Source organism: Roseimaritima multifibrata, from assembly GCF_007741495.1.
Classification (GTDB): Bacteria; Planctomycetota; Planctomycetia; order Pirellulales; family Pirellulaceae; genus Roseimaritima; species Roseimaritima multifibrata.
On sequence record NZ_CP036262.1, the window covers coordinates 3,644,520 to 3,668,539 of the forward strand.

Annotated in this window: 19 protein-coding genes; 9 read left to right on the top strand and 10 right to left on the bottom strand. The window is 55.0% G+C overall.

The annotated features are described in order from the left end of the window. Nucleotides 1-57 precede the first annotated feature (57 nt). A complete protein-coding gene (hemW, locus tag FF011L_RS13200; RefSeq protein WP_145352104.1) occupies nucleotides 58-1,209 on the bottom strand; it encodes a radical SAM family heme chaperone HemW in 1,152 nt (383 codons plus the stop codon). A 5-nt stretch (nucleotides 1,210-1,214) separates the two neighbouring features. After that, nucleotides 1,215-2,054 (bottom strand): MBL fold metallo-hydrolase, encoded by an 840-nt coding sequence (locus tag FF011L_RS13205; protein WP_145352105.1) that lies wholly within the window; start codon nucleotides 2,052-2,054, stop codon nucleotides 1,215-1,217. A gap of 316 nt (nucleotides 2,055-2,370) precedes the next feature. Here FF011L_RS13205 and FF011L_RS13210 point away from each other — a divergent pair, with 316 nt between their 5' ends. After that, nucleotides 2,371-3,300 (top strand): sigma-70 family RNA polymerase sigma factor, encoded by a 930-nt coding sequence (locus tag FF011L_RS13210; protein WP_145352106.1) that lies wholly within the window; start codon nucleotides 2,371-2,373, stop codon nucleotides 3,298-3,300. Here FF011L_RS13210 and FF011L_RS13215 read toward each other — a convergent pair. Further along, a complete protein-coding gene (locus FF011L_RS13215; RefSeq protein ID WP_246109392.1) occupies nucleotides 3,297-4,772 on the bottom strand; it encodes a serine/threonine protein kinase in 1,476 nt (491 codons plus the stop codon). The two genes, FF011L_RS13210 and FF011L_RS13215, sit on opposite strands and share 4 nt — an antisense overlap. Before the next feature lie 807 nt (nucleotides 4,773-5,579). Here FF011L_RS13215 and FF011L_RS13220 point away from each other — a divergent pair. Beyond that, nucleotides 5,580-6,056: a keratin-like protein gene (locus FF011L_RS13220; RefSeq protein ID WP_145352108.1), complete on the top strand. Its 477-nt coding sequence runs from the start codon at nucleotides 5,580-5,582 to the stop codon at nucleotides 6,054-6,056. Between the two features lie 149 nt (nucleotides 6,057-6,205). On the opposite strand, the gene FF011L_RS13225 is transcribed toward FF011L_RS13220, so the two are convergent. Beyond that, a complete protein-coding gene (locus FF011L_RS13225) occupies nucleotides 6,206-7,603 on the bottom strand; it encodes a hypothetical protein (RefSeq protein WP_218932600.1) in 1,398 nt (465 codons plus the stop codon). 102 nt (nucleotides 7,604-7,705) lie between these two features. Between FF011L_RS13225 and FF011L_RS13230 the strand changes: the two genes are divergently transcribed. Then, on the top strand, nucleotides 7,706-8,842 hold the full coding sequence (locus tag FF011L_RS13230; protein WP_246109393.1) for a calcium/sodium antiporter: 1,137 nt from the start codon (nucleotides 7,706-7,708) through the stop codon (nucleotides 8,840-8,842). Here the strand turns inward: FF011L_RS13230 and FF011L_RS13235 are convergent. Next, entirely contained in the window at nucleotides 8,824-10,386 is a 1,563-nt protein-coding gene (locus tag FF011L_RS13235; protein WP_246109394.1) for an ATP-binding protein, read from the bottom strand. The genes FF011L_RS13230 and FF011L_RS13235 overlap by 19 nt on opposite strands. Before the next feature lie 335 nt (nucleotides 10,387-10,721). Here FF011L_RS13235 and FF011L_RS13240 point away from each other — a divergent pair, with 335 nt between their 5' ends. Together FF011L_RS13240 and aroA are read left to right on the top strand one after the other, a co-directional pair. Continuing rightward, entirely contained in the window at nucleotides 10,722-11,585 is an 864-nt protein-coding gene (locus tag FF011L_RS13240; RefSeq protein ID WP_145352109.1) for an HDOD domain-containing protein, read from the top strand. 114 nt (nucleotides 11,586-11,699) lie between these two features. Continuing rightward, nucleotides 11,700-13,085, top strand: a complete 1,386-nt coding sequence (aroA, locus tag FF011L_RS13245) for a 3-phosphoshikimate 1-carboxyvinyltransferase (RefSeq protein ID WP_145352110.1) — start codon at nucleotides 11,700-11,702, stop codon at nucleotides 13,083-13,085. A gap of 450 nt (nucleotides 13,086-13,535) precedes the next feature. Here the strand turns inward: aroA and FF011L_RS13255 are convergent, their stop codons facing one another. The 4 genes from FF011L_RS13255 to FF011L_RS13270 all read right to left on the bottom strand — a co-directional run bounded on the left by FF011L_RS13255 (nucleotide 13,536) and on the right by FF011L_RS13270 (nucleotide 17,163). Then, a complete protein-coding gene (locus FF011L_RS13255; RefSeq protein ID WP_145352111.1) occupies nucleotides 13,536-14,234 on the bottom strand; it encodes a TIGR04283 family arsenosugar biosynthesis glycosyltransferase in 699 nt (232 codons plus the stop codon). After that, on the bottom strand, nucleotides 14,231-15,370 hold the full coding sequence (locus tag FF011L_RS13260; protein ID WP_145352112.1) for an LptF/LptG family permease: 1,140 nt from the start codon (nucleotides 15,368-15,370) through the stop codon (nucleotides 14,231-14,233). Before FF011L_RS13260 ends, FF011L_RS13255 begins: the two co-directional genes overlap by 4 nt. 150 nt (nucleotides 15,371-15,520) lie before the next feature. Further along, nucleotides 15,521-15,742 carry a BON domain-containing protein gene (locus FF011L_RS13265; protein WP_145352113.1) on the bottom strand — a complete coding sequence of 74 codons (222 nt, stop codon included), beginning with the start codon at nucleotides 15,740-15,742 and terminating at the stop codon, nucleotides 15,521-15,523. A 140-nt stretch (nucleotides 15,743-15,882) separates the two neighbouring features. Next, the gene (locus FF011L_RS13270) at nucleotides 15,883-17,163 is read right to left on the bottom strand and encodes a M48 family metalloprotease (RefSeq protein ID WP_218932601.1); all 1,281 of its coding nucleotides are present in this window, start codon (nucleotides 17,161-17,163) and stop codon (nucleotides 15,883-15,885) included. Nucleotides 17,164-17,757: 594 nt separating this feature from the next. On the opposite strand from FF011L_RS13270, the gene FF011L_RS13275 reads away from it, so the two are divergent. Next, nucleotides 17,758-19,200 (top strand): sulfatase, encoded by a 1,443-nt coding sequence (locus FF011L_RS13275; protein WP_145352115.1) that lies wholly within the window; start codon nucleotides 17,758-17,760, stop codon nucleotides 19,198-19,200. Here the strand turns inward: FF011L_RS13275 and FF011L_RS13280 are convergent. Further along, on the bottom strand, nucleotides 19,197-20,135 hold the full coding sequence (locus FF011L_RS13280; protein WP_145352116.1) for a GNAT family N-acetyltransferase: 939 nt from the start codon (nucleotides 20,133-20,135) through the stop codon (nucleotides 19,197-19,199). The two genes, FF011L_RS13275 and FF011L_RS13280, sit on opposite strands and share 4 nt — an antisense overlap. Nucleotides 20,136-20,545: 410 nt before the next feature. Between FF011L_RS13280 and FF011L_RS13285 the strand changes: the two genes are divergently transcribed. The 3 genes from FF011L_RS13285 to FF011L_RS13295 all read left to right on the top strand — a co-directional run bounded on the left by FF011L_RS13285 (nucleotide 20,546) and on the right by FF011L_RS13295 (nucleotide 23,851). After that, nucleotides 20,546-21,139, top strand: coding sequence for a cytochrome c oxidase subunit 3 (locus tag FF011L_RS13285; RefSeq protein ID WP_145352117.1), 594 nt, complete (start codon nucleotides 20,546-20,548; stop codon nucleotides 21,137-21,139). 383 nt (nucleotides 21,140-21,522) lie between these two features. Then, nucleotides 21,523-21,936 (top strand): TraR/DksA family transcriptional regulator, encoded by a 414-nt coding sequence (locus tag FF011L_RS13290; protein ID WP_145352118.1) that lies wholly within the window; start codon nucleotides 21,523-21,525, stop codon nucleotides 21,934-21,936. Between the two features lie 835 nt (nucleotides 21,937-22,771). Beyond that, the gene (locus tag FF011L_RS13295; protein WP_218932602.1) at nucleotides 22,772-23,851 is read left to right on the top strand and encodes a DUF3500 domain-containing protein; all 1,080 of its coding nucleotides are present in this window, start codon (nucleotides 22,772-22,774) and stop codon (nucleotides 23,849-23,851) included. Nucleotides 23,852-24,020 lie beyond the last annotated feature (169 nt).

The window sequence follows — 24,020 nt, forward strand, 5'->3', positions numbered from 1 at the left end:
CGTCGCGGAGCGAGAAGGCGGCAACTTTAACGCTCCGCCGGTGCGGGAGGGAAATGGCTAGAGAAACGCGGAGGAGACGCTGTCGGCAAGCGGGATACCTTTTTCGGTCAATCGCAAACGATCGTCGCTCCATTCAATTAACCCCCATTCAAAACAGGGCGATAGTTCCGCTTTCCGAAGGGGCATGACGTCGATGCCCGTTTCTCGGTGCAGGCGATTCACATTCAGCCCTGCGATTCGGCGAATCCCGAACGCGGCGCGTTCACAGGCCCACTGAACGCGACCGATCGGTTCTTCATCCTGGATCGGGGAGACGCCCGAATGGCAACGCCGAATGTAGGTTGTTGGGCTTCGATGGTTGGTCGTTCGTGTCCCATCGACAAATCCTGCAGCCCCTGGTCCATAGGCGTACCAACCTCGCCCCTCCCAGTAATGCAGGTTATGACGGCATTCCGACTTTGCGGCGGCGAAACTGGAGATCTCGTACTGCGTCATCTGAGCGGCGGCGGCTTTGGAACGAGCCAATTGGTACATCTGCAGTTCCACCAATTCATCGTGGGTCGTCAATTCGTTCTTTTCGCGACGGTTCCAGAATTGAGTCCCTTTTTCGAAGGTGAGGGCGTAGGTCGACAGGTGAGTGATCGGCAGCGCAAGGGCGGTATCCAGGTCGCGTTGCCAGGAATCAAGCGTTTCGCCTGGAGCCGCAAAAATCAGATCGATGGAGACTTGCGGGATCGACTGAGCGGCTAACCGAATCGCCGCGGAGGCGATGTCTTCGTCGTGGTCTCTTTCCAGTGTTGCTAATTTCGCAGACTGGAACGACTGGACTCCCAAACTGATTCGGTTCAGACCAAAACGCTGCAGCAATTCCAATTTGGCTTGATCGATGTCGCGAGGATTCGCTTCGATCGAAAATTCCGCATTCGGCCGGAGCGGGATGCGGGCGGCAATGATTTGCAAGAAACGTTCCAACCATTCCACCGAAAGGTGTGTTGGCGTTCCGCCTCCGAGAAACAGGGTTTCGACCGGTTCGATGATCGGCCGCTGTTGCAGTTCCCAGTCAAGCGCTTGCAGGTAGGCTTCGGATAATTCATCCCGTCCTGCGATCACCGAAAAATTGCAATATCCACAACGATGGCGACAGAATGGGACGTGGACGTATGCGGCCTGAGGCACAGGCCAATCGACAGGAGTATCCGATTCTGGCATCGAACCTAGACCCATAACATTAGGCGATCGCCCAACATGTCGGGCAAACCGCGACGCAGAAGCTGCAAAGCCTGGTTGTCGGTGTACCGCGTGCTGACGTGACCGGCAATGATCAATTCATTCTTAAAGTGGTCTCGACGCTTCTTAAAGTCGTCTAGATGCATGTGTCCATGTTTGTGGATCTTTTCCTTGCGATGGTTTGGATCCAGGAAAGTCATTTCGGCGATCAGGATCTTCGTTTCGTAGAAGATCGGATTGTTATCCAGACCGGGCGGGGAGGTATCGCCGGTATAGCCGATTAGCGGGACACGCGTTTCCGCGGAAATTTCCACACCACTTAACCGCAGGTCCTTCAGTTCGGGACCGGTGTAGTGGGAAAATTCGGGTTTTAGCTTTTTGCGACGTTCGTGGACCACAAACCCGACCGAAGGGACAGTGTGTTTTGTCGCTAGAACCTCGACCACCAATTCGCGGCTCAGTTCGATTTCGTCGCCCGCTTTGATCCCGACCAGATCGCATGGCATCGAACCGCGGTCAAGCCGGCAAAAATCTTGCAGAAGTTTCTGGCATCCATCGACGTTGCATTCTGGCAGATAGATCGTCGGCGGCTCCATTTTCATCATCCGCCGACGCGAAACGTAGACGGGGAGGGCTGCGATGTGATCCAAATGGGTGTGGGAGATAAACCAGTTTGGTGTGCCCATGAAATCCCAGGGCTGGACTCCCAGATCAAATCCCAGCTTCAATTCGGGGATCCGCCAACAGGTTTGTACGGCCGCTCGAGAGTAGCCTTCGATCGTCAAACCGTTGAATTGGTGCGTCTTTAGCGGAATGTTCTCTACCATCACCTACCAGCCGTCCGTTTCTAAATGCAAATCCAAACACGCCAAAATAGCGTGCGAACGCGTTATCAGACACCTGACACGCAGTCGTTAAATTCGGTTCATCCGGTCTAGCTTGCCTGTTGCATTTATTTTTGGGGCCACTGAGCTTATCCAACCGAAAGATAAGGGTATGACCAGATGGCCTTTGAAAGAACGGGCTTGTCAAACCGGTGTGCCGTGCGAACCCTCCCCGCCCGGCCACCTCATTTCCCGGTGCGATGGATTTCTGGTCCTCCCATAATTTTCGTACCGAATATACAAGCGTACTGAGGTTGCCATGACGGAATCGATTATCGCGAATGAGTCTGCAGATCTTCCTGTTTCGGAAGAAGTCGAACTTCGACAGGCCCGTCGTCAAGTTCGCGTGGGACGTTCCACTGGAAGTGCCCAGTCCCCTCTGGAAACGTACCTTCGCGAAATCAATGAAACAGCACTGTTGTCGGCCGATGATGAAACGCATCTGGCTGGTCGCATTGCTGTCGGCGACGTCGAGGCTCGCGACCGAATGGTTCGTGCCAATTTGCGATTGGTCGTGAATATCGCACGGGGCTACACAGGCAAAGGCCTTGGCCTGCAAGATTTGATCGAAGAGGGCAACCTCGGGCTCCTGCGGGCGGTCGAAGGATTCGACCCGACGATGGGGACTCGGTTTAGCACCTATGCCAGTTACTGGATCAAGCAGTCGATCAAACGGGCATTGATCAATAGTTCGAAGACCATTCGAATTCCCGCCTACATGGTCGAACTATTAAGCAAATGGCGTCGTGCTAGTTCCAGATTGAGTGAAGAACTTGGGCGGACGCCGACCCACGAAGAAACCGCTCGTATGCTGGGGTTGCCCAAAAAGAAGTTGCCGATCATCAAGAAGGCGATTCGGATCAACAACAGCACTCCGCAAAGTGACCAGACCGATTCGGGGTGGTCGCTGAGTGAAATGGTGATGGATGAACGCCTGAAAAGTCCCGATGAAGAGATGCTTGATCACGATATCTTGCGTCATGCCATGGATCTTTTGGAACATCTAGATGATCGCGAAGGAACGGTGTTGAAGTTGCGGTTTGGCTTAGAGAATGAAGAACCGCATACGCTAAAAGAGATCGGAGCCAAACTTGGTTTGACGCGTGAACGCGTTCGCCAGATTGAAACGGAGGCGCTCCGACGTTTGGCCGATGGGCTTACCGACCCTCGAGAACATTACTCGAACTAGCCCATCGACGCACGGAAGATGAATCCGAGGATTGCCCCAACCAGCAGGCAAAGTGGGACCGCGATCGCCAAGGTGATCGCAACGGCCAAGCCAGCACTTCGCCCTTGATATCCAGGCACGCCCTGAGGGTAGTAGCCCGGCATGATCCCTGGACTGGGAAGATAGGATCCTGATAACTGGGAATTATCGATGGAATCGTCGGTAACCGGTGGAGGGACGATCTCTGAACCGCTGGCCGTTAGCAGGTCACCCGACTGTGGCGGTGAAATATTCAGCGGCCCCGACAATTCCTCGCCGTCGCTGGTTTCTTCCTCGGCAGGAGGCGGCGGAGTCGCCCAGTGCTGATTGTCGGTTGGGCGGTCGACGATGTCGGCGATCCCACCGGCCCAGGGTTCAAGACGTAACGCGACCTCCGCAGCCGAGCTGATACGGCGTTCGGGATCCTTTTCCATCATGTCGCCAATAATGTCGACCAGTTCCTCATCCAGTTCCGGAGCGAATTTGCGAGGATGCCAAGGGGTTTCTTCGCAGTGCCGTCGGCATTTCGACAGACTGTCGCCGCCGGGGTAGGGGACTTTGCCGCAAATTGCGTAATACATCGTGCAGCCGAGCGAATAGATATCGCTGGCCGGTCCGACTTGTGATGGGCTCCGTATCTGCTCGGGCGAAATGTAGTCAACGGTCCCGACGATCTTTCCGGCCCGGGGATCATCATCCAGCCCCATCGACCAAGCGGCCAAACCGACATCGGACACCTTGGCGTGCCCTTCTGGCGTGACCAATATGTTTCCCGGTTTCACATCGCGGTGCACCAATCCTTGGCGATGGGCGTAATCCAGCCCAAGTGCCGCTTGCATGATCACCGATGCGGCTTGCTCGGTCGGCAGGGGGCCGCGTTTGCGTATCAGTCGCCTCAGATCCGTCCCCGGGACGTATTCGGTGACCAGGTAGTGGACGCCTCCGTCCTCTCCTGCATCAAACGCACGCACCAAATAGGGACAATCCAGCCCCGCCTGCAACCGGATCTCCCGCAGGAAGGATTCTCTGGATTCCGCAGTCGACCGTTCGGCGGGGAGGACTTTCACCGCCGATTCCCGTCCCATCACCTTGTGGACCGCTTTGAACACCTGGCCCATGCCTCCCTGGCCGATCCATTCGGTGATGATGTAGGGGCCGAGGGTTAATTTGCTGCGTCCGGCCAACAACTGGGTCGCTTGGTAGCGTGTCAGGACTCCGGTTTCGACAAACCAGCTGGCTAGCCGTTCGTCCCGTTCGCGGAGGGGCGTGCTGCCGTTGGAATCATCGGACGAGTCGTCTTCATCGTCCGATCGGGTGTTCGACACGTTCCGTTCGATTGCCAATTGTTCGAAGACGGACTGTTTGGCTGTCTGCCACTGCAGTTCGGTCACCAGTCCACTGAGGATGGCTTTCGCGTGAAAGGGCGAGGGTTTGACGGAACGAACAGGGGCCACGGTATCAGGATCTCTGGAGGGCATACAGCAGAAAAGGTCATTCCGCGGTTCTTGCGGAATGAGAGATATCCCGATTTTATACTAAGCACAGGGCAACGCGCAGCGTGTTACCAAGGATTCTTGATAACCGTCGCATAACCTGTGAGCTCAAACTTACCTGTTCCGCAAAACCCTACAGGGCAACCGGATTTTCGGCGGGCTGCATTCTCCGCTCTGCCGTGGATGATTGGCGGCATCCCGACAGGTATGTGCTCGCTTCCATGTTGCCCACGGTCTGCGGAGCGTCCCTAGTCCCTGCCGTCACTACGGTCGCCAGACGGTGGGACGTCCAGCTTCCATTCGAGCCAGGTCTCCTGGGCCACCATCCGATGGGAAGAGCGGAATTCGGGAGAGGTTACAGACAACCTGCCGCTGCGAGCCAGTCCGCATAACGGTCGCAGGCCGCAGGCTTTGCCTGGTCGATACAGTCGCTCGTCCGGAACCGCTGCGTTTGACCCGTAATCGGAAGAACCGGTAAAGTTGGTGCGACCGACGGCGGTAAAGGGTGCGGGCTAGATAATTCGCAAGGATGGGCAAAGAAAACCGGGTTAGCGAGGCGATACCTAATCCTGAACCATGGGGTGCATCGCTATGCCAAGCTCCCTTCAATCGAATCGTACGTCTCCTCCCAGAGATTCACGTCCGTTTGATTTAGGGATAAGAACTTGTGATTGAATCACAGTTCCTTGGTGGCGGGTGTCCTTCGGTGGTCTGAGAAAGCATGTAACTTTCCAGCCTTCCATACAACCCTCCCTTGGAGACCTTTCGATGCGTATTTTTGCTCCTGTAATGTTGGCAGCCGCTCTTATCGTCAGCAGCACCGCCAATGCAAACGCCTTCGGCCTATTCGGCCATCACTTCGGTGGACACGACGCTTGTTGTGACGTCGAGCCAGCTTGTGGTTGCGAAATCGCTGCCCCAACATGTGGCTGCGAAGTTGCTGCACCCGCTTGTGGTTGCGAAATTGTTGATCCTTGTTGTGCACCAAAGCGTTCGCTTTGTGACAAAGTTCGCGGATTGTTCGCGAAGAAGCACAGCAACTGCTGCGAACCAGTTTGTGGCTGCGAAGTTATCGTTGAACCAGCTTGCGGTTGCGAAGCACCTTGCGGATGCGACGACGTATGTGCCCCTCGTAAGCACAACCTGCTGAAAAACCTATTCGGCAAATTCCATCGCCACAACGACTGCTGCGAACCAGCATGTGGTTGCGAAGTTGCTGCACCAAGCTGCGGTTGCGGATTCTAAGAATCCTGATCTCGCTTGAGCATCATTAGCTATCTCAAAAGCCCGTCAACTGGGAACAGTTGACGGGCTTTTTTTGTCGCCTTTCGCTCCGCGAAAGAACGTCCTTTGGGAGCTGCTTTTGCGGCGCGGAAGGGGACAATCCAAACGTCTTACTCAAAATCGATCGTGTCCAAATCCAATCGGTATAGAATCTGGTTGTAATTGAATCGAGGCGTTGGAACTTTTGTCTTGGAAAACTCTTTGGTATAAGTCGCCTCAAACAATAGCACCGGAGATCCCGAAGCGACAAATTCTAAATGCAGCTGCGGGTTGTAAAACGAATATTCATCGTGGGTAACCACTTGGATGGCACCTCGCCAGGGGCCGGTGGGTGCGTCCGCTTCCGCATACCAAAGTTCTCCAAGATAGGAGGACTCACCGGCCAACTGGGTAAACACGGTCACCCACTTCCTGCGATAATTCGACCACGCAACCGCACCGCGATGAGGTTTTACGGCTCGGTCCCCATTTTGGGTTTGGACGAAAGCCTGCGGTTTTAGGGTCTGCCACTGAGTTGGATCTTTCCAGGATTCAAAAGTCGCTTTGCATTTTAGGGTTGGAAACGGATCTCCGAACAGCATCCATTTCTCGCCCGCCGGATCGGTCCAAGAGATCGCGTGACCGCTGGGCATTGGTGGTGGAGTTTCAGATTCGTCTTGTTTTGACCAGACGACGTGCTCTCTTTCAAAACGTTTGTTCGCTTCATCCCAAACGCAGAGCCCCGTTTCGTAAGCTTCGAGCGGCGGTTTGATTTTTGAGTAGGTGGACCCCAAATGTTGTTTTCCGTTTGCGTCCTTTAAACTGACGTAACCAAACAACCAAGTCGGCCCCTCACCGGGGAGCTTCGCAACATTGCGGGGCACGGATTCTGGATTTGTGAAATATTCAAATCGCAACCGGACGGGAGGCTGGAGGTTTTCCAACGGCTGAATGGCCGTGGTCGCTCCGATCATGTGAAAGTTCCCCAGCGGGTAATGGGCCAGAATCGTGTCGCCCCACCCCCAGAAAGTCCGACCCTTGTGAATGACGTTCTGGACGCTGTCACACCCCAGAATCTTTTGATCCTTCCAGGCCAGCTCCAGCCCCAGTTTCTGGCTCTCTGCAAAAATTCCAGCCCCCGTCAATCGACCAAGACGTTTGCCTGGTAGCTGGCGGTCGACGTGGACCGTTAGCGTTTCGCCCGGCTGTGGGGTCAGCTGGACCCCGCGGAACCCAAAACCGTCAGCCGGCAGACCGTAGCCATGGCCGTGAACATGAAACCAGGTCTTTTCCCCCATCAATTCGGGCAGGTCAAAAGCGATGTTTCCAGCGTTGTCTGAAACAAACCGGACTCCATGGTTGGTTTGCAATTCGACCAAGGGGACTGGCCAGTCATTTTCGCGGTCCAGGATCTGAATGCGGCACGGCTGCGCGATTGCAGCGGTTCCGTTCAGAATGCCGCAAAACACTAATAGATAACCACACATCGCGACGCCGTTGGACGGCCAACGCAAGCGATCGATTGGCATGATTTGCTACCTGTGTGAAATGGCCGGGTGGTGCGCTATCGCGGCAGCAGTATCCGGATTATCCGCCCTACCGTCTGTTGTAAAACCGACCAGGATCTTACAGTGAGTGCCGATAACTTTGTACTCCTTCCGCAATTGAAGTGCTTGATGAACTATCTGTGGTTGCTGATTGGGCTGATCGTTTTGATGCTCGGCGCAGAACTATTGGTTCGCGGTGCCGTTGCATTGGCAGAATTGGCAAAGATTTCGCCACTGGTAATCGGTTTAACCGTATTGGCCTTTGGGACCAGTGCCCCGGAATTGGCTGTCTCTGCCGTTTCCAGTCTAGAAGGGGAGGCCGAAATTGCATTTGGGAATGTCGTCGGCAGCAATATTGTCAACTTGCTGCTGATTCTAGGGCTTTCCGCGGCGATTGTGCCACTTTCGGTTTCCAGGCGATTGTTGCGAGTCGACGTGCCAATCATGGTGGTCGCATCCTTTGCCGCTTGGGTGGCAGCAATGAATGGCACCATCAGTCGACTGGAAGGAGCTGCCATGCTAGCAGCCTTCTTTATCTACAACGCTTGGCTGCTGCATTCGACGGCCAGAGATAAGCGGGTGGCAAAGGCAGCCGCTGCTGAGCTAGGGGAGACGGCGGATTTCGACAAAGTCCCCTTCAGCAAATTTGTGTTAAACGCACTGTTGGTTCTGATCGGTTTGGGGCTTTTGGTGGTTGGGGCTCAATTGTTGGTCGATTCGGCGACCAACATCGCCCGTGCCATTGGCGTCAGTGATGTGGTGATCGGTTTGACCATCGTCGCGATCGGGACGTCTCTTCCTGAATTGGCCACGTCGCTCGCTGCGGCAATTAAGGGTGAGCGTGACATGGCGGTGGGGAACGTCGTCGGCAGCAACCTGTTCAACCTGTTGCTTGTCCTTTCGACCGCTGCCATTTTGGCCCCGACAGGGATCCCCGTCAGTCAAGATGTGATCTGGTTTGATCTCGCTTTCATGACCCTTGTTGCTCTGCTGTGCTGGCCGATGTGTCAAACACAGATGCAGGTCACGCGGACCGAAGGAATCACCTTGGCCCTCCTATACGTCGCGTACGCGTCGATTTTGGTGGCGGATGCGAAAGGCGTGACGATGGTCACGACCTTAAAACCGATTCTCTGTTATGCCATCATCCCGTTATTGATTCTGGGGATTTTGGGCAAATCGATGCTGACGAAGCGTCGGCGTTACATCACCGAGAAGTAGTTGTCGACTGCAAAGTCGAAGTACTCTCTTTTCAGCTCTACTTCCAGGTCGTGATAGAGACAGAAATTTCGCACTTGCAGCAACAAGTCACGCGGCTGACAGTTGCGGAACGGACGTTCCACTGGCAGGTAGTGCTTCTTGATCAAGTAATCGATCGGATCGGCTTGGTAAGGAATTTTCAGGACCTTACACATGATTTCGAACAGTTTTCGAAAATCCGCTTCGGATGGATTGGTAACTTCGATCTTGTAAGGGATACGACGCAGGAACGCGTCGTCCACAAGGTCTTTGGGTTCCAGGTTCGTACTGAAGATGACCAGCTGATCGAACGGCACCTGAATCTTTTTACCGCTGGACATGTTCAAATAGTCATAGCGTTTTTCCAGAGGCACAATCCAGCGATTCAGCAGTTGATCGACAGACATTTTTTGCCGGCCAAAGTCATCGATCAACAGGGTTCCGCAATTGCTTTTCAGTTGTAGCGGGGATTCGCTAATGCCACTCTCTGAACTGCTTTGGACTTCCAGCATTTCCATGGTTAGTTCACCCCCGGCGACCAGGGTTGGCCTTCGGATTCGAACCCAGCGTTTGTCATAACCGCCCTGATCCAGCAGTCCGCCTTCTCCCACCGGCATGTCCAGGACATGGTTCATCGGATCAAAGACCCGCATGATGTCGCCATCGATATCGACGGCTCGAGGAATCCAGATGTATTTTCCGAAGGCTGCGGTAACCCGTTCGGCGATACTTGTTTTCCCGTTTCCAGGAAATCCAAAGAGGAACATACCTCGTCCGCTGTTGACGGCCGGGCCCAGGCGATCCAGCATCTGAGGATTGATCAACAGGTCGTGAAACGCGCGTTTAAGGTCGGCCGCTTTCGGACGTTGGCCCTCGATCGTTTGCTTCTTTACACTAAAGATGTACTCGTCCAATCGGACCGGGCAGGCACCGTAATAGGTGCAATCCTCGGCAGCGCTGCGGGCTGCGGCGCGGCCGGTATCGGTGAGGACGTAAACGTAATCGCCGGTCGCGGTCGCCGATCGGTAGGCGACACGTTGTTCCATCTTCAGACGTGTTAGGATCGGTTCGACAAGGCGAAACGGTAGCTTCACCTGATCCGCGATCCGGCGCCCTTCCAGTTCGCCACTGTTCAACAGGTACCGCAAACAGATTTGTTCTAACAGCGTGTCGCTGATTCGGTTGGCTTCCAGTGATACCGGTTCGATCGGCCGCCAAGGTTCATCGCGAGCCGGAGTAAAACCAGCGGGCAGTTTGTCTAATGGAGATGGTGGGGCAGGGGGGGATGCTGTTTTGGGAGGGGAGGGTTTTGCGGATCTGGCAGGGGGCTGCGGTTGCCCGGGCTGGCCACCAGGGGCTGGCCGGACAGGTGCCCGTTGCGGAGGTGCTTGTGCTACCGCAGGCGATTGACCACCACCATTCGCCATCATCGATGCTAGATCGCTTCCTTCGCCTAATCCATTGATGCGGGCAATAAGTGCCTCCAGTTTCGGATCGTTAGACGAAGACGTGTTTGGAGATGGCATAGTCATATTGGCTTTAATCAGAACGGGATCGCCGAAAGAAATGTCATGGTCCCTTCTCTGGTTTTTTCTTGACCGAGCGGTACCTGACGAAAACTAGGTCGTGTTTTCCGCGTCGTCAAAGAGAATCAGCAGAGATGTGGAAGGGGAGGTGATTTTAAAAATGGGGGGGATCGTCGCGGTGTGAATATTTCATACAACCCGGAATGGCAGAAGCTTCCTCGCAAAAAACACCTCGCTAGAGGGTGACGGTGCGGGCGTCCATGAAGAGTAAAGCTAGGTTTTTCATACAACTCGATAGATGAAATCAATCCCACCATGCCCCGCCGGATTGCACCATGATTAATCTGCCTCAGACTTCCTCGATCGCCGCTCGGGTAACCGATCAAGCGTTTGCAGAAATTCCGCTTCTCGGAGGAACCCGTCGGCTGCTAACGACGACGGACTATTCCGGACGATCGGCGATCTCTCCACGCGCTTGGATCACCCAGTCGGACGACACTCTCCAAAAACTGCAGGACTGGTGTAACTGCCCTCTGTTTAATTTGGGGGAGCGTTTTAAGGATCTTCGTCAGGCGACCGCGGTCCTCGGCGCACAACCGGTTGCCCAACTAGCTTTGTTGGCAGGGTTTCGAACACTCTTCTTGCCGAACCTTCGATTTGAAAGTTATGCCCGCGAACAGTTGTGGCGTCGATCGATCGCTGTCGGAGCCGTCGCCAGTCTGATCGCCAGGACTTGCCAACGCGCGGATCCTGACAGCGTCTTTTTGGCTGGATCACTGATTGATGTCGGCCTGTTGGCAAGTGAAAAATCACAAACCGATGCCTTTCAGTACGTCGTGAAATCGATCCAACCGGACGAAGATACTCTCGTAACGGAGCAGCGATTACTTGGCTGGGACCACGCAACCTTGGGGGCAGGGTTGCTGGAACGTTGGGGCGCGCCGGAGAAGGTTTGTGAAATCGTCCGCTACCACCATTCGCCGCTCGATTCCGAATTTTGTGGGGACCGTGAACAACTCCACTGTGTTTGCTTGGCAGACTATCTGTGCAGTCGCTGTGGTTGGACGTCCCTTGGGTTGCACAACGTTCCGCAGCCTTCGGACGCGATGTTCAGGACGCTGGGAATTGACGCCGATTGCCTGATGATCTTGTGGCAAGCTTTGTACGAAACGTTGGAACAGACGCGGGCAATGGTTTAACGGTTAGCTGGGCTCCGGACGTTGGGCTCCTGCTGCCAATAATGCTGTCGCTATGATACGATCCTACCTTTTCGCAAATAGCCATTATTTGATCGTCATTTTTGGAACGCTGCCGTGAATCCTGCCGGGCCGCAAGCCACTGAATCGCCCCTGACGACCGTTACTGTCCTTCCGGATGGGCCCGTTGAAGGCGAGATCCGGCCGCCCGGGTCAAAAAGTCTTACCAATCGGATTCTGTTAGCCGCTGCTGGAGCGGGTAAGAAAACTTTGCTGACCGGGGCCCTCCGCAGCGAAGATACCACGGTCATGCTTGATAGCCTGCAGCAGATTGGTGTCATCGTTGAATCAAGCGACGACGGGCGGACGTTGCAGATCGATGGTTCGGGATTGACACCCCATTACGGTGCGGAACCTTTGCGGCTGTACATTGCAAACAGTGGAACGACGGTTCGCTTTCTGACAGCTTTTCTGTCAGCGCTGGGAGGGAACTATGTGTTGCACGGCGTTCCTCGCATGCATCAACGCCCGATCGGTGAACTGTTGAAAGCGATCAATCAATTGATCGACGGAACGGTCACGGCTGAATCGCCCAACGGTTGCCCTCCGGTCCATATTCAATCCAAAGGCTGGAAAGGTGGCACGGTTTCGGTCAGTGGCGATGTCAGCAGTCAATACCTGAGCGGCCTCCTGTTGGCAGCTCCTCTTGCCAAAGAATCGGTAACGATCGTTGTCGACGGCGAATTGGTTTCCAAACCGTACGTAGCGATGACCTGCGAAGTGTTGAAAACGTGTGGCGTGCCGACAGTCGTTTCCGATGATCTTGCCCGCTTCGAGATCCCCGCCGGATCGCATTACGATTTTGACCGGTATTCAATCGAACCGGATGCATCCGCCGCTAGTTATTTCTGGGCGGCGGCCGCATTAACGGGTGGTACCGTTCAAGTTCAGGGGCTCTCCAAAGACGCTTTGCAGGGCGACGTCGGCTTTGTCGAAGTCCTTGAACAGATGGGGTGTAACGTGAGCGACGACGGGGATTCGATATCGGTCACCGGGGGTGCACTGCAGGGGATCGAAGTCGACATGAACGCGATCAGCGATACCGTCCAGACATTGGCGATCGTTGCGTTATTCGCTTCAGGGCCGACAACGGTTCGCGGTGTCGCACATAACCGGTTCAAAGAAACGGACCGCATCGCTGACCTTGCTTGCGAGCTTCGCAAACTAGGGGCGGAGGTCCACGAGAACGAGGACGGGTTGATTATCCACCCGCTGACCGCTCAGCAGCGTCAGAACTTCGCTGGGGCTCGACTGGCAACTTACCATGATCACCGGATGGCGATGAGCCTAGCACTGGCAGGATTGAAACTGCCAGGTGTGGAGATCGAGAATCCCTCCTGTACCGCTAAAACGTATCCCGAATACTTTGCGGACCTTGAATCCCTGATCAAGCGCCCGCACTCGTGGCGTTCCTATTCCGTGAACGCTGGGTCTTCTGCTTGACGCAAAGCGCGTTCGACGCGCTGCATCAACATCTGTTCGCTATTTCCTTGGCGAGGTTGTTTATCTGTCGCGTTGAATTCAGCACGACAATGAGGGCACGCAACGGTTCGTCCGAGGAACTCCATGCGAATTTTGATGCGGCGACCGCATGTAGGACAAGACTGACCGAATCTCAATGACATAGGGCATCTCCGTTTGCCAGAAGTAGTGGAATCGGGGACAGCAAGCTGTCAGCGGCAGGATTGTACCCGTTGCTTGCCTTTAATGCAAGAACCTTCACCGCAAGCCAAGTGTCTACTGCGCATCTAAGGTTCGATTTCGTTATCAAAACGAACGCAACGGCACTCAAGATTATCCGATTTTTTGTTTATCAGCGGGCCATTGTAGTCCAAAAAATATCCCTGTGGAGGGGGGTGTACCTGTACAAGAAAACAGATGCACAAAGGGGCCCTAAGTCGCTTGATCATGTCGAGGGTAATACCCGGCCAATTGCTGCGGACTTTTACCGCAAGCGTAGCCGATCTGGAGTGCGAAGTTTCGCAGGGTTTGCCGGATAACGCCTCGCGATTCCCACCGTCTTGTGCCGACATGAACGGGGCCGGGCAGGAGTAATGGCCAAGCCTGTTTTTTCAGGCGTTGCATCAGGATCAGGTCCTCCATCAAAGGGACTTCAGGGAACCCTCCCTCCGCTTCAAAGACCGAGCGCCGGACAAAGATGCCTTGGTCGCCGAAGGGAAGCCCACGATACCGGACGCGGGCGGCATCGCCCCATTCCAGCGTCCTGTAGATCCACCGCGGGGAATCGATCTGTTGGCGAAAACCGCCGCCCCAACGTTTGGGGGCCGCGTCGAGCGCATCGGCGACTTGCTGTAGGGAATCCGCGCCCAGCCAGTTATCGGCATGGAGAAAAAGAAGGATGGGAAAGCGACTGGCGTGAAAACCAAGGTTTTGCTGGGTTGCGCGGCCGGGGGCGGACTGGAGGACCACCGCCCCTGCCTGTCCGGCAAGCCTTTGAGTTCCGTCGTCACTCCCCCCATCGACCACGATCACTTCGCCTGCATCTTGCTCCATCGCCGACCGAACGGCTCGCTCAATCGTCTCCGCCTCGTTGATCGCGGGGATGATCACGGAGATTGAATTCGGGGTCATACCTGTTGTACGCTGCAGTACCGTGAGTAGGCCAAGGGCGTCAGAACCAGAATCGGCACCCAGGCGGCCATCGACGGACTGAGCATGTATCCGCTGGCCCCCAACGTGCCAGCAAGTGTTTTCACGCCGAAAAACATTGCCACTAGCAGCAACGCGTGTCCAACGACAACAAATAGATTCTTTTCGCCTCTTGAAACCGCGAGCGGAAGGCCGAGGAGGACCAAACTGAAATCGAGCAAAGGGCGGAGCAGTCGGCTGTGCAGATCGACACGTACCTTGCTGCTGGTATGGACGGCTGGGTTTCGGACTCGGCGAATCGTGGCCCCCAACGGAGCGTACTTTTTGCTCGATCCAGCCGCTTCCAACAGCGGAATATCGACACTTGTGGCGACGAAACACTCACCAGGATTCAGCCAATCATTGTCTAGCGAGGTCATCAGAATCGCCTGCTCCTCGATCCTCCGGGTCGGCAACTGGTCTAGTTTGGAGGGGCGAGTGACGCCGCGCATCAGAAAACCGGCCGGATGATTTCCCGAAGCCGGTTTCCAGAGCGCTTCGGTCCCGGTCAATTGATTGCCAAATCCGGGGAATTCAGCGAACAGCCGAAACGCGGGGCGAATCACCAATTGACGGTCGGTGATCAGGCTTTTCCCTTCTACCAAGACTCCGATTTGGCGGTCGTAACAGGGTTGCAGAGGACGCTCGGTCATGCCGGCAATTTCGCTTGGCTTGTTCCCCAGTTTGTTACGAAGTTCCGGGAGCAGAAATTCGCGATTGAACAACCCGACGACCACGATCAAAGCCGCGGCGATCAGCATGGGGCGGAGGATTCGGCCGTGGCGAACACCGACGGCAAGAATCGAAGTTAATTCGCCACTTTGCCTCAGCCAGCCAATCGTGAAAAGCAACGCCATCAAGGCAAGGATGGGGCTGGTGGAGTCAAAAATGACCAGTAGATAGGGGCCGTAGTAGTCGATCATCGCAGGGATGAAACCGCCCAACGCTTCAGCATGGGCGCCTAAAGCCTCCAAATTGCTGAATGCGTGGAAGACGACAAAGATCCCTCCCAGGCTGCTGAAGCAAATCAGCAGGGTGCGCATGTACAGCATTAAGATGTAGCGGTCGATCTTGGTCACAAGAATCCGTGACGAATGGGGCAATGAAGCGAGCTAACAGGCATGTTTATGCCCGTTATCGTCGCTAAACCTTGCTCTTGGCAAGATGACTTTGCCAAGACGCCCATTTTTTACGTCACGCACGCTCGAGAGAGCGGCCCACAATTACCTCTAAGGCAGATAATCAACGCTCAATTGGTTGTCGATCTCGTCGACACCAGGGATGTCGCGAACGGCTTCTTGAGCCATCTGTTTGAGGAAAAATGTGTCAACACTACCGCTTAGCACGACTCGATCTTCTTGGTGCTGGCTCTTTACCAGAACACGACGAAGGTGTGGATGCGTTTTGAGGGCGGAATCGACGCGAGCAAGAATCTCATCAGGACGTTGCATGGCGAACTGGCCTTTTTAGGGGAGGAAGGGAAGGGGCCATAGTCGACTTCGAATCGATCTTCCCTTTCTCTTCACTCCATCTAGGCATTCTTATTAACTCGAGCAACCACGCGGTGAGGGTTGTGCTGACTGGTCCGCATTTAGAGGCATTTATTTAGTTCGGGATGGCAGTTTTCGATCACGGCATCCCGCCCCGCCAACCGGGCCAACGCCTTTTGACGTTTGGCGATACTAGGGTGCAACCACGATCCGCGCTGGGCACTCGCTTCTCCTTCGGTGACCGATTCCAATGCATGAGCCATCGCAAACGCTGCGGAGGAAAGGTCGCGTGGAGCTTGGGGAACCGTGGCAGAGGCTTTTACAGCCAATCGGCACGCGTAGGCATCGGCATCGAATTCGGTTCGGTAACTGATCAGATGGAGAAAACCCAGGGACCCGGCAAGCGCCGTGACGACTCCAAACGTTTCGCTCCAAGCATAACTGTCTAAATAGCGATCGACCATCCAAACCACCACCCAGGCAGGAACCACCGCAAACATTCGCAGAGGGACATGCCATCGCTTGAGATGTGCCAATTCGTGAAGCGTCACCATCATAAGGTCTCGGTCGCTTAGGGTATCCAGCAATCGGTCGGTGATCATTAGGACTCGGCAACCAGGGACAAAACCTGCGACCAATGCGTTTCCCGAACGATGGTTGGTATTCCAGCGGCGTACATCAAGCCTCCGAAAACCGCACGCCTTGGAGACGCCTAACAACCAACCTTCCGAACGATCGCCGATCGGTTCAGTTTCCCAGACCCGTTTGGCAAGCCAAGGCATCGCCAGCGGGATAAAGAGGATGGCAAGAACCGCCACGCCTAATCCGCCGCTAATCGAGGAGATTCCGGGAATCAAAGCAACGAGGTCGACAAGGGTCAGTAAGGCCAAGACAGGAACGACCAACCATGCCCCCTGCAAGCGAAAGTAGGAGACCAGTTCGCGAATCATTGACGAGGGGCCCTCTTTCACCCACCCGTTGGCGACTCCAAACTGATGATCGGCCCACCAGACAATACTTACCATCATCACCGCGGGAGTGATCATCAAGATCGCTCGGATTGCCATGGAATGTTCGCAGACCGGCAGGTTTTCGATCAAATTGGCCAGCCCAAATCCGATCAACGTCATGACGGCAGCGACCAGGCCCCCCCAACGCAAGAAGGTGATTTGTCGCTCGAATTCGCGGACAATCACAGCAGGCTCGGCGACGCCTTCCTGCATTTGCCGAGTGGTCGTGTAGGCGGCGACCTTAGCGAGGAGCCCCCAGGCCAGCAGCACGCCGAACGACGCGATCATCGCCTGTTGTGCAGGGACAACGTTCCCCGGAACGGAGCCGCAGCCGAGGGAAACCACCACCAAAAGAAACCAGAACAACGGCATGCAATGCATCCATTCAAGAGGGAATTCGCAGTCCCCGTGATTCTACTTGCACTACGTCACGATTCGAACTCGGTCAAATTGCGGGAACGATCTTTTCGCAATCCGCAGCGCTCAAATGACGGGTTGTAGCGATTCGGGCGAACGTGCCGCCAATTTGCATTATGTGCAGTTGACCGGCACGTACCCGTCAACGGTTGCGTGAAAGGCAATTTCAGTTCAGCGCCCACCCCATTCCTAGCGGAACGGCGCGAGCCGTCCGGCCCGATTCTCGGGGATTCAATGCAGTGGCCGGACGGCTTGCGCCGTGCCGCTAAGAAGGCCCCCCTCCCCAAGATCCGACAGGCGAACGAATTCGCATCCCTGAATGAAAAACCGAGCGGGACGGCAGACGAATGACGCCCACGCCGTTCCGCTAAGAATTTTCTTCGCTAGATTCCAAGGGAAGCGACAATGGGGGGGCCGCTCTGCTGGTCGCTTGGTGCTTTAGTCGGGTGGCACCGACCTGCGGACGTGGTGCATACTGAGTTTTCGATATTCCGACTGATTTGGTCTTCTGAGTGAATCACACCGTTTCGTTTTTGAAGGTGGCTTGCGATGCTCCGGTTTCTTGTCCTGTTGTTTGTCGCCGGTTGCTGGTTTCCCTGTGCTCGAGCCGAACGCACGAACATCCTGTTTATCTATCTGGACGATTTCGGCTGGCGAGACTGCGGCTTTATGGGATCGGACTTCTATGAAACGCCGCATCTGGATCAGCTGGCCAAAGATGGAATGATCTTTACGGATGCTTACGCCGGTGCAGCGAACTGTGCGCCATCGCGAGCCTGTTTGCTTTCCGGGCAGTACACCCCGCGTCACGAAATCTATAACGTCGGCACAGGGGCTCGTGGAGCCGCGGCTCATCGACGACTGCTCCACGTTCCCGGAACGGATGTTCTGCGAAAGGACTTTGTCACCTGGGCGAACCGGCTTCAGAGTGCCGGATACAAAACGGCTTCCATTGGCAAGTGGCACCTAAGCGATTCGCCCTTGGAGTTCGGTTTTGATGTCAATATCGCGGGGGACCATCGTGGCAGTCCTCCCAGCGGATACTACCCGCCTCATCCCCGAGCAGTTGGGCTGGAAAATGCGGATTCGAAGGAATACCTCACCGATCGATTGAATGAAGAGGCTTGCAAGTTTATTACCGCGAACAAGCAACATCCGTGGGCCCTCTATCTGACTCATTTTGCAGTCCACACCCCTTTGGATGCCAAGCGTGAGCTGTTGGCAAAATACCGTGCAAAGCGTCCGGGGGATCTTCACAATCACCCTGAAATGGCGACGATGATTGAAGCGGTCGACACGGGCGTTGGCCAAATATTGGCGACCCTTGAAAAATGCGACCTGAAAGAATCGACCGCGATCTTCTTTACCTCTGACAACGGCGGGTACGGACCCGCAACCGATATGGCTCCGCTGAAAGGTTACAAAGGAACCTACTATGAAGGAGGGATCCGAGTTCCCTTTTTTGTAAACTGGCCAGGCAAAGTTGCAGCAAACAGTCGCTGTTCGGTCCCTGTTGCTTGTGTTGACCTGTACCCCACTTTCTGTGAATTGGGCGGCATTGAAATTCCTCCGACGCAGACGCTAGACGGCGCCAGTTTGATGCCGCTCCTGCAGGCTCCCGCTGGGCAACCGGATCGTTTGAAGGCTTTTCCGGACCGGGCACTCTTCTGGCACTTTCCGGCCTATTTGAATTCCTACAAAGTTTATGGGGAACAACGGGATCCGCTCTTCCGTTCCCGCCCCTGCAGTATCATCCGCTACGGAGACTGGAAATTACACGAGTACTTCGAAAGCGGCGATTTGGAATTGTATGATTTGAAAGAGGACGTCGGCGAGAGCAACAACTTGGCGCTGTCGAATCCGGATCAGGCAGAACGGATGCTGAAGCGACTAAGAGCTTGGCAACAGGAAACGAAGGCTCCCATTCCTGTGACTCCGAACCCTAAATTTGACGCCAAGAAAGAGGCCGCGGCGATCGAAAAGCGGAATTAGAACGTCTTGCTAAACAAGGTGCCTTCGGTTGTCAGTTCGAATCTTAGCCCGCGCAGTAGGACCGTACGGTGGGGATGCTGGTCGGAAGTTACTGCGGTAACCTGCGTGACTCCTGAATTCGACAACTGCTGAAGTCCGGATGCGATCGTGTACCTGACCGCCGCGCCGTGGTCTTCGGGGTCGACGCTCTTGCAGGCCCCCAGAATTGCATGGCTTACCGGAAAAACCATCGCTTCGGGATCGCTCAGATAGAAATCGGCCCACGCGGCGACGTCACCTCCGCGATCGGTCGTTATGTAACGCTCTTGGTCCACATGAGAGAGCGCCGCGGCATGACGTGCATCGGCACGGATAATGCGTTGCTTGGTGATGGTTGTGCTGCGGCGTAACTGGACTAATGTTCGATCGATCGGAGGCCGAAAACGTGCCAACTGGACTTCGTACTGCGCCAAACGACGCCGCGGAGAATATCCCAGTTGCATGAACCAGCCAGATGTCGCCCGATCCGCGTCGGCGATTCCGATCCCAGGCCCCAGCGGGGGCACGCCACAGTAGCCACTCCCATCGGTTGGCCCCGATCCGCCAATGATTCGTGAGCACCCCGTCTCTTGAATTTGCTTTTCGAGGTGGTTTAGCAAAGCCAAACCAATTTCTGTGGCCGAGTGCTTCAAGGAATCCGGCAGGACACAGACCACGGGGACCACCGCCAATTCCGGCTTGTCGGGGACGGGCAGCCAATGGGTCCACCCCACCGGTCGGTCGTCGACCGTAGCGACGATCAATTGCCGGGGATCGAAAAAGGTCCGGTTTAAAATCGCGGCGTGGAACGTGGAAGGGTCCAGCGGAGACCATAGGCCGAGGCTCTGGAAGTGTTCGTTCCAAATCTGCACTAAAGCCGGGATGTCTGTATTTAGGAATCTTCGCAGTTTGGTCACGATAGCGAGTACCTTGGGAGTAGGCCAGGATGAATTACATCATGCCAAATAGTTCCGCCCGCGGGCACCCCCGCCGACCCAGCATCGACGAAAAACTTTGGCCGCTTGGCCTGCACATTCGAACTCGCCATAGTGTAAGGGGACGCGGCAGTCGTTCTCGCAGATATCTGCCTCGCGACACAGGCTGGCGTGAGTTTAAGGCTTGGGGGGATCGTCAGGCGTACCAGCGTGACGCGACCCGTCTGGTGGTACGCTAGTTTTCCGGTGGTGGCACTGGACGCCTAGCGGATTGTTGTTTTAGGGATGGTCACCTTTCGCTTTGCGACTAAATCGACAAGCCTCTGGCTCCGTTTCGCTAACCAAAGATCACGCTCTTCCTCGTTAATTACCCGTTGACTCCCGTTAAAAAGATGCCGAAATCGACAGCAGCGCTCCCTTTGGAGAATCGCTTAAAACAAGGTGCCGCTCTCTTCATCGCCTCACTGACGATGTTTTTCTTGGGAAGCATCGTCCTCTACCTGCTGTACGCGTACTGGCGTCGGGACGTTGTCCAGCCGTCCAGTCTGCTGCCGGGGATATTTGTGCTCAGCACGCTGTTGTTGGTGCTGATCAGCGCGTTGTCGCATCAGGCATCCCGCACCGTGCGCCGCGATCACCGCAAGAGGACAGCCGCGATGCTGGCGTTGGCCTTGCTACTGGCGTTCGGATTCTTGGTGGCTCAGGGATACGCGATTTGGCAGATGATGGAAACGCCCGAGATGCGCAACAGTTTTTCCCAAGGAGTCGGGGGGATGGTGATTATTCTGGCCATTCTTCATGCCTTGCACGTCGTCGGCGGGATTATTTCGCTGGGGATCGTCAGTGTCCGTTCATTTGAGGGACGTTATGACCACGAACGACACGGAGCCGTCGATTTTGCGGCTTCGTATTGGCATTTTCTCGATTTGGTCTGGCTGCTGATGCTGTTTGCATTCTGGATGACAACGGCCGGATTCGCCTTCTAAACGCGTTCTCCGCTGCAATCGATAAACGGCGTTTACGTTAAGCAAGCCATAGCACCGACTTAGGGGGTCCTAAGTCGCATTAAATGTCCCAGCAGCGATTCGGCATGGAACCATGCTGTTTATCATTGTTTAAGGAAATCTGTAAGCTGATTCCCCACAACGGTTTAAGGGGGCTAGCCAGAGTGGTTTTAGGGGATTTGGTGAAAAGATTTGCCGCTTCCCCCTTCACTCCTGACGTATAGTACTCTGACGGCACGATTAACGGAGCGGCAAGTTATAGTCCTTTATAGCTTGCTTTGGGGGCTGCAATAAGCCACCCGGTCGGTTTATTTCGAACCGAATCCGTGATCGCGTATAGCCAATACCACAGTGAGGGTGCCCCTATGCCAAATAAAGACGCAGTCAAAAAGTTGCGGGAAGTTCTCGTTCTTCGTCGTGACGCACTTCAACGAGCGTTAGCAGGGGATCTGAGCCTTTTGCGTGAAGTCCGAAATTCTGGCTCAGGCGACTTGCTAGACGCAGCCGTTGATACCGCTCAAAGCGAAGTCAACAGCCAGTTGGCCGAAGTCGAGAGCCGGGAATTGTCTCTGATCGATTCGGCGCTAGAGCGAATGGAGCAGGGCGTATACGGTGCTTGCGAGGAATGTGGTAAAGCGATTCCGCTTACCCGTTTACGAGCCGTACCGTACGCGACCGAATGCATCGCTTGCCGACGGAAATCGGAACAAGGTACCTCGGCCGCTCCAGCCTGGAACCGTCTGTTTGCCGACGCTCCCGCGGAGACACTGGATCGCTAAGAAGAGATCCCCGCGTTGCTAGGTGAGCTAGCGACGCGGGTGTCCTTCGTAGGGACGCTAAATCCTTTAACGACCGTTTCCGAGTGAGATTTCAAGTCAACGACGCGTTTATCGCGGTCGTGACAATCATTCGGCAAGAGGCACGGTCTGGCGACGGTCGCCAACGCAGTCACGTGGCGGTGCTCGCCATAACGTGGGCAGCCCCCCGGTGCATCACGAATGGTTTCACGTCCCAACGAAGCGGCGCGAACCCTCGGCCACCAAGTTTGGCTTCGTGGTGGTCACCGTTTCAGGTTCGATATTGCCCACTCAATGAACCCTGCGAAAGCAGGGTTTATTTCTGCCCTGTCGGCAATCGTTCGAATCCTTGTACCGGCAACGAGAGGAACTCTTGCCCATAACGAGATCGAACCCCGATCGGCACAAACGCGGTTCCGGCGATTCGGCGTTCAGATCAACGATGCCGCCATCGTCCGTTGCGTTTTCAAAAATCGTTTCTCCCCAGTTCCTCTGATTGCGGCAGCGAAATTGGGGGACGGACTGATTCTTTTGTGATCGATTGCAATGGTGCGTTCCAAAGTCCGGCCGCAGGCTTTCTTTATGATTGCTCGAGTGGATGAGTTGACCATTTGGGATGTTGCATTGGGTGAGAAGCAGATTTCCAACATGCATGCTGACAGACGCCCATTGTCATGCAGGAGGGCAGAGTAATTGCAGTTTGCAACCGTGTCACCTACGCTGGAACGCGATGGAGCACGGGGCGCCATGTTCAGAATCCGAAGTCTCCGAGATAGCTATTAACAACTTTCTTGATCTCAGCCAAGGAAAACCGAATATGAAACCATTCGTCCTCACAGCGATCTTCTTAATCAGCGTCACGGTCGCGAATGCTCAGGAGCAGAAGGAGGAATACAAGGCCCCTGTCGCAGAAATTCGCCAGGCGGCGGTTGCCTTCCTTGAAGGGCTCGGACCTGAGCTGCGAAAACAAGCTTCCTTCAGCTTGGACGACAAGGAACGTCGGGCGTGGAGCAATCTCCCGACGACTTCATTCAAACGAGAAGGGGTCAGTTTCAAGGAAATGTCACCCGAACAACGATCCCTTGCGCATCAACTGCTTCAAAGTACGCTGAGTAGTCAAGGGTATCTGAAGACTACCGGCATCATGCATCTTGATGAGCTTTTGAAAGCGATGGCAGCGGAACGCCGGCCCAACAGAACCCCAATGTTCGGGCATGATCTTTACTGGATCGGCATCTTTGGCAATCCCTCAAAGGATGAAGCATGGGGGTGGCAACTGGATGGTCACCACCTTGCGTTGAACATTACCGTTGTCGGTGACGAAGTCTCGGTACGCCCCGCATTCATGGGATCTGACCCGGCAAGGCTTCCCGAGGGAACGTACTCGGGGTGGAAGGTTCAAAACGCGGAGGATGAAAAAGGAAAGCAGTTCTTCGCATCTCTTAACGAGAAACAGCGGGCGAAAGCGATCATCGATAACGTGGCTCCGCGCGATGTGATCACCGGTCCGACTCGCGGCGATCAACTAAAAACACCATCAGGCTTGTCTGCCGGAGAGCTCAATGCTAACCAACGCCGCCTCTTGATCTCTCTCATCAATGAATACGCCCACAATTACGAACACAACATTGCCCACATTCAAATGGATCGAATCTTAGAGACCGGAATCGAAAAGATTCATTTCGCATGGGCTGGCACAGAGGAGGGCAAACCCTATTACTACCGGATACATGGCCCGACGGTCATCATCGAATTCGATAACCATTTCCCACCGGGACGTAACTCAGGTCCCGTTAACCATATTCACACCGTGTTTCGCGAACCGGGGAACGACTACGCTGAGGATCTCCTTAAGAAACACCTGTTGGAAAGCCCACATCACCAGGCTGAAAAGTAAGTCGACATACCGAGAAGTCTGATCGTCAGCGTCAACGCGACCAGCCATTTTCGCACTCAACGAAGGCCCCGGTTGGCGTGCGGTTTGTAGATTGTGTGATGGTCGCCTTCAGCTCGCACGAAGCAAATACAACCACGAATCGCAAATCGCAAACGAGTGAATAAACGAC

Coding starts and splice junctions, on each gene's coding strand:
- FF011L_RS13235 (WP_246109394.1), bottom strand. CDS start 10,386: ATGCCATCTCCAAACACGTCTTCGTCTAACGATCCGAAACTGGAGGCA.
- FF011L_RS13275 (WP_145352115.1), top strand. CDS start 17,758: ATGCTCCGGTTTCTTGTCCTGTTGTTTGTCGCCGGTTGCTGGTTTCCC.
- FF011L_RS13285 (WP_145352117.1), top strand. CDS start 20,546: ATGCCGAAATCGACAGCAGCGCTCCCTTTGGAGAATCGCTTAAAACAA.
- FF011L_RS13290 (WP_145352118.1), top strand. CDS start 21,523: ATGCCAAATAAAGACGCAGTCAAAAAGTTGCGGGAAGTTCTCGTTCTT.
- FF011L_RS13225 (WP_218932600.1), bottom strand. CDS start 7,603: ATGCCAATCGATCGCTTGCGTTGGCCGTCCAACGGCGTCGCGATGTGT.
- hemW (WP_145352104.1), bottom strand. CDS start 1,209: ATGCCAGAATCGGATACTCCTGTCGATTGGCCTGTGCCTCAGGCCGCA.
- FF011L_RS13295 (WP_218932602.1), top strand. CDS start 22,772: ATGAAACCATTCGTCCTCACAGCGATCTTCTTAATCAGCGTCACGGTC.
- FF011L_RS13270 (WP_218932601.1), bottom strand. CDS start 17,163: ATGCCGTTGTTCTGGTTTCTTTTGGTGGTGGTTTCCCTCGGCTGCGGC.
- FF011L_RS13265 (WP_145352113.1), bottom strand. CDS start 15,742: ATGCAACGTCCTGATGAGATTCTTGCTCGCGTCGATTCCGCCCTCAAA.
- FF011L_RS13210 (WP_145352106.1), top strand. CDS start 2,371: ATGACGGAATCGATTATCGCGAATGAGTCTGCAGATCTTCCTGTTTCG.
- FF011L_RS13255 (WP_145352111.1), bottom strand. CDS start 14,234: ATGACCCCGAATTCAATCTCCGTGATCATCCCCGCGATCAACGAGGCG.
- FF011L_RS13240 (WP_145352109.1), top strand. CDS start 10,722: ATGATTAATCTGCCTCAGACTTCCTCGATCGCCGCTCGGGTAACCGAT.
- FF011L_RS13220 (WP_145352108.1), top strand. CDS start 5,580: ATGCGTATTTTTGCTCCTGTAATGTTGGCAGCCGCTCTTATCGTCAGC.
- FF011L_RS13205 (WP_145352105.1), bottom strand. CDS start 2,054: ATGGTAGAGAACATTCCGCTAAAGACGCACCAATTCAACGGTTTGACG.